This window comes from Pandoraea pnomenusa, from assembly GCF_000767615.3.
GTDB lineage: Bacteria > Pseudomonadota > Gammaproteobacteria > Burkholderiales > Burkholderiaceae > Pandoraea > Pandoraea pnomenusa.
The window spans coordinates 309,576-325,606 of record NZ_CP009553.3 but is presented as its reverse complement, the minus strand read 5'-3'; the positions used below and the strand labels follow the sequence as shown (position 1 = coordinate 325,606).

Annotated in this window: 10 protein-coding genes, 4 tRNA genes, 1 rRNA gene and 1 pseudogene; all 16 read right to left on the bottom strand. The window is 60.5% G+C overall.

The genetic code is table 11. The features are described from left to right. Positions 1-233 precede the first annotated feature (233 nt). The 16 genes and pseudogenes from rpoC to rrf all read right to left on the bottom strand — a co-directional run bounded on the left by rpoC (position 234) and on the right by rrf (position 15,929). The gene (gene rpoC, locus LV28_RS25490; RefSeq protein ID WP_023593801.1) at positions 234-4,445 is read right to left on the bottom strand and encodes a DNA-directed RNA polymerase subunit beta'; all 4,212 of its coding nucleotides are present in this window, start codon (positions 4,443-4,445) and stop codon (positions 234-236) included. A gap of 27 nt (positions 4,446-4,472) precedes the next feature. Further along, complete coding sequence (rpoB, locus tag LV28_RS25485; RefSeq protein ID WP_023872515.1) at positions 4,473-8,579, bottom strand: DNA-directed RNA polymerase subunit beta; 4,107 nt, start codon at positions 8,577-8,579, stop codon at positions 4,473-4,475. A gap of 497 nt (positions 8,580-9,076) precedes the next feature. Then, entirely contained in the window at positions 9,077-9,454 is a 378-nt protein-coding gene (gene rplL / locus LV28_RS25480; RefSeq protein WP_023593799.1) for a 50S ribosomal protein L7/L12, read from the bottom strand. A gap of 60 nt (positions 9,455-9,514) precedes the next feature. After that, positions 9,515-10,012, bottom strand: a complete 498-nt coding sequence (rplJ, locus tag LV28_RS25475) for a 50S ribosomal protein L10 (protein WP_010804162.1) — start codon at positions 10,010-10,012, stop codon at positions 9,515-9,517. 321 nt (positions 10,013-10,333) lie between these two features. Continuing rightward, a complete protein-coding gene (gene rplA / locus LV28_RS25470; RefSeq protein WP_023593798.1) occupies positions 10,334-11,029 on the bottom strand; it encodes a 50S ribosomal protein L1 in 696 nt (231 codons plus the stop codon). Continuing rightward, the gene (gene rplK / locus LV28_RS25465; RefSeq protein WP_010804164.1) at positions 11,029-11,460 is read right to left on the bottom strand and encodes a 50S ribosomal protein L11; all 432 of its coding nucleotides are present in this window, start codon (positions 11,458-11,460) and stop codon (positions 11,029-11,031) included. Before rplK ends, rplA begins: the two co-directional genes overlap by 1 nt. A 145-nt stretch (positions 11,461-11,605) precedes the next feature. After that, positions 11,606-12,163 carry a transcription termination/antitermination protein NusG gene (gene nusG, locus LV28_RS25460; protein WP_023872516.1) on the bottom strand — a complete coding sequence of 186 codons (558 nt, stop codon included), beginning with the start codon at positions 12,161-12,163 and terminating at the stop codon, positions 11,606-11,608. Between the two features lies 1 nt (position 12,164). Beyond that, entirely contained in the window at positions 12,165-12,545 is a 381-nt protein-coding gene (gene secE, locus LV28_RS25455; protein ID WP_023593796.1) for a preprotein translocase subunit SecE, read from the bottom strand. A gap of 22 nt (positions 12,546-12,567) precedes the next feature. After that, positions 12,568-12,643, bottom strand: a tRNA-Trp gene (locus LV28_RS25450). Positions 12,644-12,707: 64 nt separating this feature from the next. Continuing rightward, complete coding sequence (gene tuf, locus LV28_RS25445; protein WP_023593795.1) at positions 12,708-13,898, bottom strand: elongation factor Tu; 1,191 nt, start codon at positions 13,896-13,898, stop codon at positions 12,708-12,710. A 72-nt stretch (positions 13,899-13,970) separates the two neighbouring features. Further along, positions 13,971-14,045: transfer RNA gene (locus LV28_RS25440), tRNA-Thr, on the bottom strand. 28 nt (positions 14,046-14,073) lie between these two features. Further along, a tRNA-Gly gene (locus LV28_RS25435) sits at positions 14,074-14,147 on the bottom strand. A 73-nt stretch (positions 14,148-14,220) separates the two neighbouring features. Further along, positions 14,221-14,306, bottom strand: a tRNA-Tyr gene (locus LV28_RS25430). Between the two features lie 582 nt (positions 14,307-14,888). Continuing rightward, positions 14,889-15,485 carry a plasmid pRiA4b ORF-3 family protein gene (locus LV28_RS25425; protein WP_038619152.1) on the bottom strand — a complete coding sequence of 199 codons (597 nt, stop codon included), beginning with the start codon at positions 15,483-15,485 and terminating at the stop codon, positions 14,889-14,891. Positions 15,486-15,548: 63 nt separating this feature from the next. Then, a pseudogene (locus LV28_RS49205) lies at positions 15,549-15,694 on the bottom strand (transposase domain-containing protein); the annotation flags it as partial. Positions 15,695-15,816: 122 nt separating this feature from the next. After that, positions 15,817-15,929: ribosomal RNA gene (gene rrf / locus LV28_RS25420) — 5S ribosomal RNA — on the bottom strand. Between the last annotated feature and the right edge of the window lie 102 nt (positions 15,930-16,031).

The window sequence follows — 16,031 nt, the reverse complement described above, 5'->3', positions numbered from 1 at the left end:
GCGCAACGGCTCGCTCGCGGGCCGGCCACACAACCGCCCGGGAAGCGTCTCCGCGACGCCTTGGGAATCGGCGGATTCGGAACGCGATGTGAATTCGCTCGGGTGCGCCGTGGCGTGCGCGCAATAAAAAACCCCCAGGGGTCGGACGACTGTCCAACCCCTGGGGGTCAATTTGCTGACGATCCGGCGATCCGGCGGCAGCACCCGCTCGCGCGGGCGCCGCCCACAGCCGATTACTCGGCCGTCGGGGCTTCCACCGAATTCGGCATCGGCGCAAACGCCTCTTCCAGAGCGATCTGGTCGTGACGCTCGCGGTCCGACGTCTCGCGGGCCTTGCGGGCCTTGTGATACGCCAGACCCGTACCTGCCGGAATCAGACGGCCGACGATGACGTTTTCCTTCAAGCCACGCAGGTCGTCCTTCTTGCCCATGATGGCGGCTTCGGTCAGCACGCGCGTCGTTTCCTGGAACGACGCCGCCGAGATGAACGAGTCCGTCGACAGCGACGCCTTCGTAATACCCAGCAGCACGTTCTCGTACTGCGCCGGACGCTTGCCTTCGGCGATCATGGCGTCGTTCTCGTACAGCATGTCCGAGCGCTCGACCTGTTCGCCGATGATGAAGCGCGTATCGCCGTTGTCGGTGATCTGCACACGACGCAGCATCTGGCGAACGATCACCTCGATGTGCTTGTCGTTGATCTTCACACCCTGCAAGCGGTACACGTCCTGCACTTCGTCAACGATGTAACGCGACAGCGCCTCGATACCCTGCAGACGCAGGATGTCGTGCGGATCGGCCGGACCGTCCACGATCATTTCGCCCTTGTTCACCACCTGGCCGTCGTGCACCAGCACCTGCTTTTCCTTCGGAATCAGGAATTCGTGCTGGTTGCCGTCGAGGTCGGTAATGACCAGACGCTGCTTGCCCTTCGTGTCCTTGCCGAACGACGTGGTACCCGTGACTTCGGCCAGAATGCCGGCGTCCTTCGGTGCACGCGCTTCGAACAGTTCGGCCACACGCGGCAGACCCCCGGTAATATCGCGGGTCTTCTGCGCTTCCGTCGGGATACGTGCGAGCACTTCACCCACCGGCACTTGCTGACCGTCCTTGATGGTGATCAGTGCGCCCACCTGGAAGCCGATCGTCACCGCGTGATCGGTACCCGGGATCTTCACTTCCACACCATTCTCGTCGAGCAGCTTGACCTGCGGACGCACGTTCTTCGACGCCGGACCACGACGCTTCGGATCGATCACGACCAGCGTGGACAGACCCGTCACATCGTCGATCTGCTTGGCAACCGTGACACCTTCCTCGACGTTCTCGAACTTGGCGTAACCGCCGTGTTCGGTAATGATCGGGCGCGTCAGCGGATCCCACGTACCCAGCTGGGCACCGGCCTTGACCTGAGCACCGTCCAGTTGCAGCAGCGTGGCGCCATACGGCACCTTGTGACGCTCGCGCTCACGGCCATGATCGTCCGTGATCAGGATTTCGCCCGAACGCGAAATCGCGATCTGCTCGCCACGGCCGTTCGTCACGTAACGCATGGTCGCCGTGAAACGCACCGTACCGTTCGACTTGGCTTCGATCGACGAGGCCACCGCCGCACGCGACGCCGCACCACCGATGTGGAACGTACGCATCGTCAGCTGCGTGCCCGGCTCACCGATCGACTGTGCCGCGATCACGCCGACGGCTTCACCGACGTTCACGCGCGTACCACGGCCCAGATCGCGGCCATAGCAGGCGGCGCACAGACCGAAGCGCGTATCGCAGGTGAGCGGCGTGCGCACGCGCACTTCGTCCACGCCCAGCGTTTCGATCATGTCGACGACGTCTTCGTCGAGCAGCGTGCCCGCTTCGTACACCGTTTCCTGCGTTTCCGGATTCACGACGTCGGCTGCGGCCACACGACCCAGGATACGGTCGCGCAGGGCTTCGACCACTTCACCGCCCTCGACCAGCGCCTTCATCGCCACGCCGTTGCTCGTGCCGCAATCGTCCTCGACCACGACCAGATCCTGCGTCACATCGACCAGACGACGCGTCAGGTAACCCGAGTTTGCCGTCTTCAGTGCCGTATCGGCCAGACCCTTACGTGCACCGTGGGTCGAGATGAAGTACTGCAGCACGTTCAGGCCTTCGCGGAAGTTCGCGGTAATCGGCGTCTCGATGATCGAGCCGTCCGGCTTGGCCATCAGGCCACGCATCCCCGCGAGCTGGCGAATCTGGGCGCTCGAACCGCGAGCGCCGGAGTCGGCCATCATGTAAATCGAGTTGAACGATTCCTGATCGACGGTGTTGCCATCGCGATCGACGGTCGGCTCCTTCGAGAGCTGCTCCATCATCGCCTTGCCCACCGCGTCACCGGTCGCGCCCCAGATGTCCACGACGTTGTTGTAACGCTCTTGCGCCGTGACCAGACCCGACATGTACTGACGGTCGTATTCCTTGACCTTCTTCGACGCTTCGCTGATCAGCTCTTCCTTCTTCGTCGGCACGAGCATGTCGTCGACGCAGATCGAGATACCGGCGCGCGTTGCCAGACGGAAGCCCGACTGCATCAGCTTGTCGACGAAGATCACCGTCTCGCGCAGACCGCAACGACGGAACGCCGTGTTGATCAGCTTCGAGATTTCCTTCTTCTTGAGCGACTTGTTCAGCACCGAGAACGGCAGGCCCGGCGGCAGGATTTCCGACAGGATCGCGCGGCCGACGGTCGTCGGGTACAGCGTGATCTTCGGCGTCTTCTCGCCGGTTTCCGCGTCGACCGTGTACTCCGTGATACGCACGTTCACGCGCGAAGCCAGTTCGACTTCCTTGTTGTCGTACGCACGCAGCACTTCCGAGACGTCGACGAACGACAGGCCTTCGCCGCGGCCGTTGATCTTCTCGCGGGTCGCGTAGTACAGGCCCAGCACGATATCCTGCGACGGCACGATCGACGGATCGCCGTTGGCCGGGAACAACACGTTGTTCGAGGCCAGCATCAGGGTACGGGCTTCCATCTGCGCTTCGAGCGACAGCGGCACGTGAACGGCCATCTGGTCACCGTCGAAGTCGGCGTTGAACGCCGCGCAGACCAGCGGGTGCAGCTGGATGGCCTTGCCTTCGATCAGCACCGGCTCGAACGCCTGAATACCCAGGCGGTGCAGCGTCGGTGCGCGGTTCAGCATGATCGGATGCTCGCGGATCACCTCTTCGAGGATGTCCCACACCACCGGCGTCTGGTTCTCGACTTCCTTCTTCGCGGCCTTGATGGTCGTGGCCACGCCCATCACTTCCAGCTTGTGGAAGATGAACGGCTTGAAGAGTTCGAGCGCCATCAGCTTGGGCAGGCCGCACTGATGCAGCTTGAGCGTCGGGCCCACGGTAATCACCGAACGGCCCGAGTAGTCCACGCGCTTACCCAGCAGGTTCTGACGGAAACGACCGCTCTTACCCTTGATCATGTCGGCCAGCGACTTGAGCGGGCGCTTGTTCGCACCGGTCATCGCCTTGCCGCGACGACCGTTGTCGAGCAGCGAGTCCACCGATTCCTGCAGCATGCGCTTTTCGTTGCGCACGATGATGTCCGGGGCCTTGAGCTCGAGCAGACGCTTCAGACGGTTGTTACGGTTGATGACGCGGCGATACAGATCGTTCAGGTCCGAGGTCGCGAAGCGGCCACCGTCGAGCGGCACCAGCGGGCGCAGCTCGGGCGGCAGCACCGGCAGCACTTCGAGCACCATCCACTCGGGCTTGATGCCCGAACGCTGGAAGGCCTCGAGCACCTTCAGGCGCTTGGCGTACTTCTTGATCTTGGCTTCCGACCCCGTGGCCTGCAGCTCGGCGCGCAGGTGTTCCACCTGCTCGTCGATCTTGATCTCGCGCAGCAGCTCACGCACGCCTTCCGCGCCCATCTCGGCACGGAACTCGTCGCCGTATTCCTCGACCTTGTTGTAGTAATCCTCCTCGGTCATGATCTGGTTCTTCTTGAGCGGCGTCATGCCCGGGTCGATGACCACGTACGCTTCGAAGTACAACACGCGCTCGATGTCGCGCAGCGTCATGTCGAGCACCATGCCCAGACGCGACGGCAGCGACTTCAGGAACCAGATGTGCGCGACCGGCGAGGCCAGTTCGATGTGGCCCATGCGCTCGCGGCGCACCTTCGCCAGCGTGACTTCCACGCCGCACTTCTCACAGATCACGCCACGGTGCTTCAGGCGCTTGTACTTGCCGCAAAGGCATTCGTAGTCCTTGATCGGACCGAAGATCTTTGCGCAGAACAGGCCGTCGCGCTCGGGCTTGAACGTCCGGTAGTTGATCGTCTCCGGCTTCTTCACTTCGCCGAACGACCACGAGCGGATCTTGTCCGGCGAGGCCAGACCGATCTTGATCGCTTCGAACTGTTCGTCCTGTTGGACTTGCTTGAATAGATCGAGCAAAGCTTTCATTGCTTTCTCCTATTTGCCTGAACGCGATTAACCGCGCTCCAGGTCGATATCGATACCGAGCGAACGGATTTCCTTGACCAGCACGTTGAACGACTCCGGCATGCCGGCATCGATCATGTGATCGCCCTTGACCAGGTTCTCGTACACCTTCGTACGACCCGTCACGTCATCCGACTTCACCGTCAGCATTTCCTGCAGCACGTACGACGCGCCGTAAGCTTCCAGCGCCCACACTTCCATTTCACCGAAGCGCTGACCACCGAACTGGGCCTTGCCGCCCAGCGGTTGCTGCGTCACCAGCGAGTACGGACCGGTCGAACGGGCGTGCATCTTGTCGTCGACCAAGTGGTGCAGCTTGAGCATGTGCATGAAGCCGCAGGTCACCGGACGCTCAAAGGCTTCGCCAGTACGGCCGTCGAACAGCGTGACCTGGTTCTTCGACGGCGTCATGCCGAGTTCCTTCGCGATGTGATCCGGGAACGCCAGATCCAGCATGCGACGGATTTCCTCTTCATGCGCACCATCGAACACCGGCGTTGCGAACGGCACGCCGTTCTGCAGGTTGTGCGCCAGCGTCATCACTTCTTCGTCCGACAGGCTGTCGATATCTTCTTGCTGACCGCTCTCGTTGTAGATCTGCGTCAGGAACTTGCGAACTTCCTGGACCTTGGTGTGCGCCTGCAGCATTTCGCCGATACGCCAGCCCAGACCCTTCGCGGCCCAACCCAGGTGCGATTCGAGAATCTGACCCACGTTCATCCGCGACGGCACGCCGAGCGGGTTGAGCACGATGTCCGCCGGACGGCCGTCGGCCATGTACGGCATATCCTCGATCGGCACGATCTTCGAGACCACGCCCTTGTTACCGTGACGACCGGCCATCTTGTCGCCAGGCTGCAGACGACGCTTGACCGCCAGGTAGACCTTGACCATCTTCAGCACGCCCGGCGGCAGTTCGTCGCCCTGCGTGAGCTTCTTGCGCTTCTCTTCGAAGGCCAGGTCGAACGAGTGACGCTTCTGCTCGATCGATTCCTTGATCTGCTCGAGTTGCTGGGCGCCTTCGTCGTCGGCCAGACGGATGTCGAACCAGTGGTAGCGATCCAGATCGGCCAGGTATTCCTTGGTGATCTTGGTGCCCTTGGCGAGCTTCTTCGGACCGCCGTTGGCCGTCTTGCCGACCAGGAAACGCTCCAGACGCTGGAATGCGTCGCCTTCCACGATACGCAGCTGGTCGTTCAGGTCGAGGCGGTAGCCCTTCAGTTCATCGTCGATGATCTGCTGGGCGCGCTTGTCGCGCTGGATGCCTTCGCGCGTGAACACCTGCACGTCGATGACCGTGCCGCTCATGCCCGACGGCACGCGCAGCGAGGTGTCCTTCACGTCCGAGGCCTTCTCGCCGAAGATCGCGCGCAGCAGCTTCTCTTCCGGCGTGAGCTGGGTTTCGCCCTTCGGCGTGACCTTGCCCACCAGCACGTCGCCGGCTTCGACTTCCGCACCGATGTACACGATGCCCGACTCGTCCAGACGGCTCAGTTGCACTTCCGCCAGGTTCGAGATGTCGCGCGTGATTTCTTCCGGTCCGAGCTTCGTATCGCGCGAGACCACGTTCAGTTCTTCGATGTGGATCGACGTGTAACGGTCTTCCGCAACGACACGCTCCGAGATCAGGATCGAATCCTCGAAGTTGTAGCCGTTCCACGGCATGAACGCGATCAGCATGTTCTGACCCAGCGCCAGTTCGCCCAGATCGGTCGATGCACCGTCGGCGATCACGTCGCCGCGCGCCACCTTGTCACCCACGCGCACGATCGGGCGCTGGTTGATGTTGGTGTTCTGGTTCGAACGCGTGTACTTGATCAGGTTGTAGATGTCCACGCCGACTTCGCCGGCCACGGCTTCGTCGTCGTTCACGCGGATCACCACACGGCCGGCGTCGACGTAGTCGACCACGCCACCGCGGAATGCCTGAACCGTCGTACCCGAGTCGACTGCCACGGTACGCTCGATACCCGTACCCACGACCGCCTTTTCCGGGCGCAGGCAAGGCACGGCCTGGCGCTGCATGTTCGAACCCATCAATGCGCGGTTCGCGTCATCGTGCTCGAGGAACGGAATCAGCGAGGCAGCCACCGACACGATCTGCGACGGCGCCACGTCCATGTACTGGATGCGGTCCGGCGTGACCATCAGCGTTTCACCCGCTTCACGCGACGACACCAGTTCGTCGGTGAGTTCGCCGTTCGCGCCGATCGACGCGTTCGCCTGGGCGATCACGTAGCGACCTTCCTCGATGGCCGACAGGTAGTCGATCTGGTCGGTGACCTTGCCGTCCACCACCTTGCGATACGGCGTCTCGAGGAAGCCGTATTCGTTCAGGCGGGCGTACAGCGCCAGCGAGTTGATCAGACCGATGTTCGGACCTTCCGGCGTTTCGATCGGGCACACGCGGCCATAGTGGGTCGGGTGCACGTCGCGCACTTCGAAGCCTGCACGCTCGCGCGTCAGACCGCCCGGGCCCAGTGCGGAAACGCGACGCTTGTGCGTGATTTCCGACAGCGGGTTGGTCTGGTCCATGAACTGCGACAGCTGCGACGAACCGAAGAACTCGCGAATGGCCGACGAGATCGGCTTGCTGTTGATCAGGTCGTGCGGCATCAGGTTTTCCGATTCGGCCTGACCCAGACGTTCCTTCACAGCGCGCTCGACACGCACGAGACCGGCGCGGAACTGGTTCTCGGCCAGTTCGCCCACGCAACGCACGCGACGGTTGCCGAGGTGGTCGATATCGTCCACTTCGCCACGGCCGTTACGCAGATCCACGAGGATCTTGATGGTCGCGAGAATGTCGTCGTCTTCCAGCGTCATCGGTCCGAGCACTTCGTCACGGCCGACACGGCGGTTGAACTTCATACGACCCACCTTCGACAGGTCGTACGCTTCCTCGCTGTAGAACAGACGGTTGAACAGGGCCTCGACGGCATCTTCGGTCGGCGGCTCGCCCGGGCGCATCATGCGATAGATCGCGATACGCGCGGCCGTCTGGTCGGCGGTCTCGTCGATGCGCAGCGTGGCCGAGATGTACGAACCCTGGTCCAGATCGTTCGTGTACAGCGTCTGGATGTCCGACACACCCGACTCGCGCAGCTTGAGCAGCACGCTTTCGGTGATTTCGTCGTTGGCGTTGGCGATCACTTCGCCCGTGTCGCCATCGATCACGTTCTTCGCGAGCACGCGGCCGAGCAGGTAGTCTTCCGGCACCGAGATAAACTTGGTGTTGGCGTTCTCCAGATCGCGGATGTGCTTGGCGTTGACGCGCTTGTCCTTCTGGACGATGACCTTGCCGTCGCGATCCGTGATGTCGAAGCGAGCCACTTCACCGCGCAGACGCTCCGGCACGAACTCCATCTGCGCGCCTTCCGGCATCAGCTTGAAGTTGTCGAACACGAAGAAGTTCGCGAGGATCTGTTCCGGCGTGAGGCCGATGGCCTTGAGCAGGATCGTGACCGGCATCTTGCGGCGACGGTCGACGCGGAAATACAGGATGTCCTTCGGATCGAATTCGAAGTCCAGCCACGAGCCGCGGTAGGGGATGATACGCGCGGAGAACAGCAGCTTGCCCGAGCTGTGCGTCTTGCCCTTGTCGTGTTCGAAGAACACGCCCGGCGAACGGTGCAACTGCGAGACGATGACACGTTCGGTGCCATTGATGACGAAGGAACCCGTCGACGTCATGAGCGGAATTTCGCCCATGTACACTTCCTGTTCCTTGACTTCCTTGACGACCGGCTTGTTCGGCGATTCCTTGTCGAGAATCACCAGACGAACCTTGGCGCGCAGGGCCGAGCAAAAGGTCAGGCCGCGCTGTTGACATTCCTTGACATCGAACGCGGGAGTGCCCAGCACATAGCTGACAAACTCCAGGCGTGCGAACCCGTTGTGAGAAACGATCGGGAAAATGGAGGAGAAGGCTGCTTGCAGACCCTCCGGCTTCCGCTCCGTTGCAAGCGCGTCGGCTTGCAAGAACGATGTGTACGAGGCGAGCTGGGTTGCCAGCAAAAACGGCACCTTGTGCACGGTCGGACGCTTCGCAAAACTCTTGCGAATGCGTTTCTTCTCGGTGAAGGAATAGTGCATTACGATCTCCGAATCACTACGCTGGCGACGACGGCAGGCATCGACAACGGGTGTTCATCGACTGAGACCAGACGTTCCCCACGGCGGGCTTGCCGCGGAGCAACGAGCTTGGTGGTTGGCCGCTACCAACCGCTGGCTGACGGCGACGGATGCCTGTGTTGCCCGTCGCCCGACCAAACTTGCCTTCTGCAGTCGCTTCAGAAGACAAAGAGAAAATCGTCGCCGGCAGCGCGCCCGCACGATCTTTTCTTTGGCCTCTCAGTCATTTTGGCGCTGCCTCGAACCGGCCCGGCGCTTGCATCCGGCGCTCACGGAACGGCCGTTTGAAACGGCGCGGGTCGCGCTAGCTGCGGCGAAATGACTTTGCTTTCAATGACTTGGCGCCGAATGGCACCGGCTTTCGAAATCTGCGCCCGCCTTGCGGGTTTTGCATCTCCAGAAAGCACAAAAAGGCTGACGACATTTCGTCGCCAGCCTTCCCTACGCGCAGAGTCGAATTACTTGACTTCGACCTTGGCGCCGGCTTCTTCCAGCTTCTTCTTGGCTTCGTCGGCGGCAGCCTTGTCGACGCCTTCCTTGACAGCCTTCGGAGCGCCATCGACCAGGTCCTTGGCTTCCTTCAGGCCCAGGCCGGTGATTTCGCGGACGGCCTTGATGACGCCGACCTTGTTCGCACCGACTTCCGCCAGGATGACGTTGAATTCGGTTTGCTCTTCAGCAGCAGCAGCACCGCCGCCAGCGCCAGCCGGGCCAGCCACTGCCAGGGCAGCTGCCGACACGCCGAACTTCTCTTCGAACGCCTTGACAAGGTCGTTCAGTTCCATAACCGACATCGCGCCTACGGCTTCGATGATTTCGTCTTTCGTGATTGCCATTTGTAAAACTCCTAGATTGTGTTCGGACCGAAGTCAGCGATCGTGTAACCGGGGAGAGACTTAAGCAGCTTCCGCTTGCTTCTTCTCTGCCACGGCAGCCAGGACGCGAGCAAAGCCGGAAACCGGCGCTTGCATGACACCCAGCAACTTCGCGAGCAGTTCGTCGCGGCTCGGGATCGAGGCCAGCGCTTGCACGCCTGCCTTGTCCATCACCTTGCCGTCGTACGAGCCGGCCTTCAAGATCAACTTGTCGTTGCCCTTCGAAAAGTCGTTCAGGACTTTCGCAGCGGCTACGGGATCCGTCGAGATACCGTAGATCAGAGGACCGGTCATCTGCTCAGCCAGATCAGCAAACGGGGTGTTTTCCACCGCGCGGCGAGCCAGCGTGTTCTTCAGAACGCGCAGGTAGACGCCTTGCTGACGCGCATTGGCGCGAAGCTTCGTCAGATCGCCAACCGTGATTCCGCGATATTCAGCCACAACGATGGTCGAAGCGCCGGCGACCTGCGCCGATACTTCAGCCACGACGGCTTTCTTATCATCAAGATTAAGTGCCACGGTTAACCTCCAAAATTGACATCACCTCATGGTGACGCCGTTCCACTAACGGCTTACCGACATGTCTGGAGTTTCTACCTCCGCGCCCGGTTTCCCGGACACGGCGGTGTGACTGCATAACTTGTTCGGGTTCGCCATCTGCGTTGGCTGGCGTATTAAGGGAGCGTCAGGACTTGCCCATTCCCGCCAACGGTCTTTGATAACCGGAAGCGCTTTCCAAAGAAACCGCTTCCGCCCAAAGTCTTTTGCTACCGGCTGTCGATCCGATGGATCCCAGCCATCGCAGGGGACGCCATCACCCTGCGATTGCGATACTGTTGCTTAGGCCGAGAGGCTGGCCTGGTCCACGCGCACGCCAACGCCCATCGTGCTCGACAGGGCGATCTTGCGCAGGTAGACACCCTTGCTCGAAGCCGGCTTGGCCTTCGTCAGGGCTTCCAGCAGAGCCGACAGGTTCTGTTGAAGCGCGGTCGGTTCGAACGAAGCGCGGCCGATGGTCGCGTGGATGATACCGGCCTTGTCGACGCGGAACTGGACCTGACCGGCCTTGGCGTTCTTCACTGCCGTGGCCACGTCCGGGGTGACCGTGCCGACCTTCGGGTTCGGCATCAGGCCGCGCGGGCCGAGGATCTGACCCAGCGTACCGACGATACGCATCGTGTCCGGCGAAGCGATCACGATGTCGAAGTCCATGTTGCCGGCCTTGATCTGCTCGGCGAGGTCTTCCATACCGACGATTTCAGCACCGGCGGCCTTGGCTTGCTCGGCCTTTTCGCCCTGGGCGAAAACAGCGACGCGAACCGACTTGCCGGTACCGGCGGGCAGAACCACCGAACCACGAACCACCTGGTCCGACTTCTTCGCATCCACGCCCAGTTGCACGGCGACGTCGATCGACTCGTCGAACTTGGCGCTTGCGCATTCCTTGACCAGGGCCAGAGCGTCGCCGACCGGGTACAGCTTGTTGCGATCGACCTTTGCGGCCAGTGCTTGTTGACGCTTCGAGATCTTAGCCATTACAGACCCTCCACCGTGATGCCCATCGAACGTGCGCTGCCAGCGATGGTGCGAACCGCGGCGTCCAGATCGGAGGCGGTAAGGTCAGGCATCTTGGTCTTCGCGATTTCTTCCGCTTGTGCGCGGGTGATCTTGCCCACCTTGTCGGTGTGCGGCTTGCTCGAACCCTTTTGCAGGTTGGCAGCCTTCTTGATCAGCACCGTTGCCGGCGGGGTCTTCAGGACGAACGTGAAGCTCTTGTCTGCGAAAGCGGTGATCACCACCGGAATCGGCAGACCCGGCTCGAGGCTCTGCGTCTGGGCGTTGAACGCCTTGCAGAACTCCATGATGTTCAGGCCGCGCTGACCCAGGGCCGGGCCCACGGGGGGCGACGGGTTGGCTTTACCTGCAGGAATCTGCAGCTTGATAAAGCCGATGATTTTCTTTGCCATGGTTTACTCCGGAGCGAATATGTGGCGCATATTCGGGGTTGAGTCATAGCGCGTTTTCACCGGGAATTCGGTTACTGGCGCTCCTCGGCGACGGTTGTCACCAAACGCAAAAACGCGCCGGACGTCGCGCCGGCGCATTTTATTCTTAGATCTTTTCGACCTGTCCGAACTCCAGTTCTACCGGAGTCGCTCGTCCGAAAATAGTGACGGACACACGGAGGCGGGATTTTTCGTAGTTCACTTCTTCGACTGAGCCGTTGAAGTCCGTGAAAGGACCATCCTTGACTCGAACCAGCTCGCCCACTTCGAACAACGTCTTGGGACGCGGCTTTTCCACCCCGTCCTTGATTTGCGACATGATCGCGTCGACCTCTTCCTTACGGATCGGAATCGGACGATTACCCGTGCCGCCAACGAAACCCGTGACTTTCGGCGTGTTCTTCACCAAATGCCAGGTGTCGTCCGTCATTTCCATCTCGCACAGCACATAGCCGGGGAAGAAACGACGCTCGGTGACCGACTTGTGGCCACCTTTGATTTCAACAACTTCTTCGGTCGGAACGAGAATCTCGCCGAAGTAGTCTTCCATACCCTCGCGCACAACGCGCTCTTTCAACGCCTTGGCTACGCTCTTTTCCATGCCGGAATACGCATGAACGACGTACCAGCGCTTCTTACTCGGTGCAGCCCCGGTATCAGACATATCACTTCCAGCCAAGAATCAAAGAGAATACCGCCCACTCGATCGTCTTGTCGCTGATCCAGAGATACAGCGCCATGACAATGACGAACGCGAAGACGATCGCGGTCGTTTGGGCGGCCTCTTTACGGGTCGGCCAAACGACCTTACCCACTTCCCGATACGCATCCTTGGCAAAAGCCAGGAAGCCTTTGCCAGTTTGCGATGCCAATGCAACACCTGCCGCGATGGCCAGAACGACGACGATGGCAGCAACGCGCACATACAGCGCCTGTTGCTCCAGCGCGTAGAACGCCACGACGCCTGCAATGACGAGCACTCCGGCCAGAGCCAGCAGCAGCTTGTCGCCAGTCGTACGTACAGTTTCTACGGGAGAATTCGCCATTTCCAGCTTGCAGACAGTTGTTTGGCAGGGGCAGAGGGAATCGAACCCCCAACCTTCGGTTTTGGAGACCGACGCTCTGCCAGTTGAGCTATACCCCTAAAACAGCAGAGGGGCCAGCCGCCAAAAGCTGACCCCGTAAGCGCGGACCGTTAAGGTACCGGCTTAAGCTACGATCTTTGCAACCACGCCGGCGCCGACGGTACGGCCACCTTCGCGGATTGCGAAACGCAGACCTTCGGTCATGGCGATCGGAGCGATCAGCTTGACCGAGATCGAAACGTTATCGCCCGGCATAACCATTTCCTTGCCTTCCGGCAGGGTGATCGAGCCCGTCACGTCCGTGGTACGGAAGTAGAACTGCGGACGGTAGTTGTTAAAGAACGGGGTGTGACGACCACCTTCATCCTTCGACAGAACGTACACTTCGCCCGTGAATTCCGTGTGCGGCGTGATCGAACCCGGCTTGGCCAGCACTTGACCGCGCTGAACTTCTTCACGCTTCGTGCCGCGCAGCAGGATACCGACGTTGTCGCCAGCCTGACCTTGGTCGAGCAGCTTGCGGAACATTTCCACGCCCGTGCAGGTCGTCTTCACCGTCGGGGTGATACCGACGATTTCGATTTCTTCGCCGACCTTGATGACACCCGACTCAACGCGACCGGTCACAACCGTACCGCGGCCCGAGATCGAGAACACGTCTTCCACCGGCATCAGGAAGGCCTTGTCGATGGCGCGCTCCGGCGTCGGGATGTACGTGTCGAGCGCTTCGGCCAGGTTCAGGATAGCCACTTCGCCGAGTTCGCCCTTGTCGCCTTCCAGCGCCAGCTTGGCCGAACCCTTGATGATCGGCAGATCGTCGCCCGGGAAGTCGTACTTCGACAGGAGTTCGCGAACTTCCATTTCGACCAGCTCGAGCAGCTCGGCGTCGTCGACCATGTCGCACTTGTTCAGGAACACGATGATGTACGGCACGCCGACCTGACGGGCCAGCAGGATGTGCTCGCGCGTTTGCGGCATCGGGCCGTCGGCAGCCGAGCAAACCAGGATGGCGCCGTCCATCTGGGCAGCACCGGTAATCATGTTCTTGACGTAGTCGGCGTGGCCCGGGCAGTCAACGTGTGCGTAGTGGCGGTTAGCCGTTTCGTACTCGATGTGCGCGGTGTTGATGGTAATACCGCGTGCCTTTTCTTCCGGCGCCGCGTCGATTTCGTCGTACTTCTTGGCTTCGCCGCCGAACTTCGACGACAGAACCGTTGCGATAGCGGCCGTCAGGGTGGTCTTGCCATGGTCAACGTGACCGATGGTGCCGACGTTCACGTGCGGCTTAGTCCGCTCGAATTTTTCCTTTGCCATTTCCGACTCCTAACGGGTTATCTATTGCCGAGGTTGCTCGGCATGTTGATTGCCGCGCTTCACACTATCTTGTGGTGCCCATGGGCAGGATCGAACTGCCGACCTCTCCCTTACCAAGGGAGTGCTCTACCACTGAGCCACATGGGCGAATCCTTTACATCTACTGCGCGTCACCTGGAGCGGGTGAAGGGAATCGAACCCTCGTCATAAGCTTGGAAGGCTTCTGCTCTACCATTGAGCTACACCCGCTTGGATTCTGACTCTCGCCTCTTGGTAACAAGCGCCGGAGACTCATCTTCCGGCGCTTATTACTTCCGCATTCTGGTGGAGGAGGTTGGATTCGAACCAACGTAGGCGTAAGCCAACAGATTTACAGTCTGCCCCCTTTAGCCACTCGGGCACCCCTCCGCAGAGAATTTGCAATTATGGAGATGTCCCCCCGCCTTGTCAACACCTTCCACGCGATGATTACGCAGATTTTGTGCCAGTGAGCCCCCAAATTCCTGATAAATTCGATAAGTCATTGATTTTATGGAATGTGCGAAGCCGCGTGTGGAACATCCGCGGCGTAATACGCGGCAGCACCACTCAAGACCCCCTTCGTGCGTTTGCGGGAATCGCGCATGGCGATGTCCACGGGGGACGCTGAGAAACGCCGACTGACCGAGGGGAGGGATACACCACGCATCCAACTTACAGTTTGGCTTTGGGTACCCCGAGTGGATACGTGACGGACGCCCCTCCCCGCCCGCGCGCCACTTCTCGAGTTCGCCCCCCCCTGCAGAACCAAATGCATCGCGATTTTTGGAATACGTCACACGTTCCAGCACAGATGCCCGCATCGCGGAAATCGGGCGGCTCTCCATAAAATGAGGCGCGGGTCGACGGGGGATGAGTAACGAACCCTCCATTGGACGTCATCACACCACCATATACGCCAGCATCCGAGCGCACAACGGCAAGCGCCTCGTCAGTGCGGTCTTGACGGCATTATCGGTTGCCCCAGCGGTTGGACGTCATACGCATTAGCGCAGCGTTTGCCGCGCGTATATCGAACAGTTCGGGGTCGAAGCCAGGGCCAACCCAGCTACGGTAATGGTCGGCTTCTTCGCCATCAGGGTTGTCAAGTAGCGCGGTGAGGAAGACCTCGTATCCGGGCGGTCCTCCCACGTCCTCGGGCGGGCAGGCGCGTGCGCCGTCGATGACCTGAGCGACACCCCAGGGTTCTCTGTCAATGGTCTCAATTTTCTCGACCACGATGTCGTGATCCCAGCCGTCGCCGAAGTCATATCGGTAGAGCATGCGGGACCCCGGTCGCAGCACCTTATGCACTTTGGCTTTCCGGTCGTCGAGTGTCCTGTCCAGGTCCATGAACTCCAAGCCCGCATCAATGTCGAGCTGAGCATAGGTGTCGTCGTCGATCAGGAAGTCGTGCCGATGGGCGTCCGACCAGCCGAAGGCGGCTTGCAGGATGTGGTGCAGCTTGCGCAGCGACTCGGTTCCTTCGACCTCGATCCGGCGCCAAATCGCCGGTCTGATGTACTGCAATTGCACATGCAAGGTGTAGAGCTGGAGCGACTTGGCCATCGCATCTCCGAAGTTTCGGGCGTCGATGGCATTATCCCTTTAGTGCGCCAAGACGGTCATGCTCTACGGCAGCAAAGCGTTGTTCCGGCTGACCGGGTGACGCGCGGTGCGTGCAAGTATATGGCTCAGATAGGCCTGGGGATCGAGTTATTAGGCTTGCACGCCCCGATCAGGCTGCAAATCGCAGCAGCACGTTCGCCGCTGGAGTTTCATCCGGCGAGCGAACCTGGGCCACCCACTGGAGCCGCGAATCTCCAGGCACTGGCCACACAAATCGCGGATGCAAAGCAAAAACCCCTTGCTACTGTGTAGCAAGGGGTTTTTAGGGGGAGCCTGACGATTACCTACTTTCACACGGGTATCCGCACTATCATCGGCGTGGAGTCGTTTCACGGTCCTGTTCGGGATGGGAAGGGGTGGTTCCAACTCGCTATGGTCATCAGGCATAACTTGTATGTTCTGCTGCACGGTGTGTGCAACAAAACCAATTCGGAAGAAGCGTAGTACAACAATGTTGGGTTGCGAGTGTATCGGCACAGCGATACT

Bases quoted from the DNA above. Each gene is read 5' to 3' on its own strand.
- rpoC (WP_023593801.1), bottom strand. From the start codon at position 4,445: ATGAAAGCTTTGCTCGATCTATTCAAGCAAGTCCAACAGGACGAACAG.
- rplA (WP_023593798.1), bottom strand. From the start codon at position 11,029: ATGGCTAAGATCTCGAAGCGTCAACAAGCACTGGCCGCAAAGGTCGAT.
- secE (WP_023593796.1), bottom strand. From the start codon at position 12,545: ATGGCGAATTCTCCCGTAGAAACTGTACGTACGACTGGCGACAAGCTG.
- rplK (WP_010804164.1), bottom strand. From the start codon at position 11,460: ATGGCAAAGAAAATCATCGGCTTTATCAAGCTGCAGATTCCTGCAGGT.
- tuf (WP_023593795.1), bottom strand. From the start codon at position 13,898: ATGGCAAAGGAAAAATTCGAGCGGACTAAGCCGCACGTGAACGTCGGC.
- rpoB (WP_023872515.1), bottom strand. From the start codon at position 8,579: ATGCACTATTCCTTCACCGAGAAGAAACGCATTCGCAAGAGTTTTGCG.
- LV28_RS25425 (WP_038619152.1), bottom strand. From the start codon at position 15,485: ATGGCCAAGTCGCTCCAGCTCTACACCTTGCATGTGCAATTGCAGTAC.
- rplL (WP_023593799.1), bottom strand. From the start codon at position 9,454: ATGGCAATCACGAAAGACGAAATCATCGAAGCCGTAGGCGCGATGTCG.
- nusG (WP_023872516.1), bottom strand. From the start codon at position 12,163: ATGTCTGATACCGGGGCTGCACCGAGTAAGAAGCGCTGGTACGTCGTT.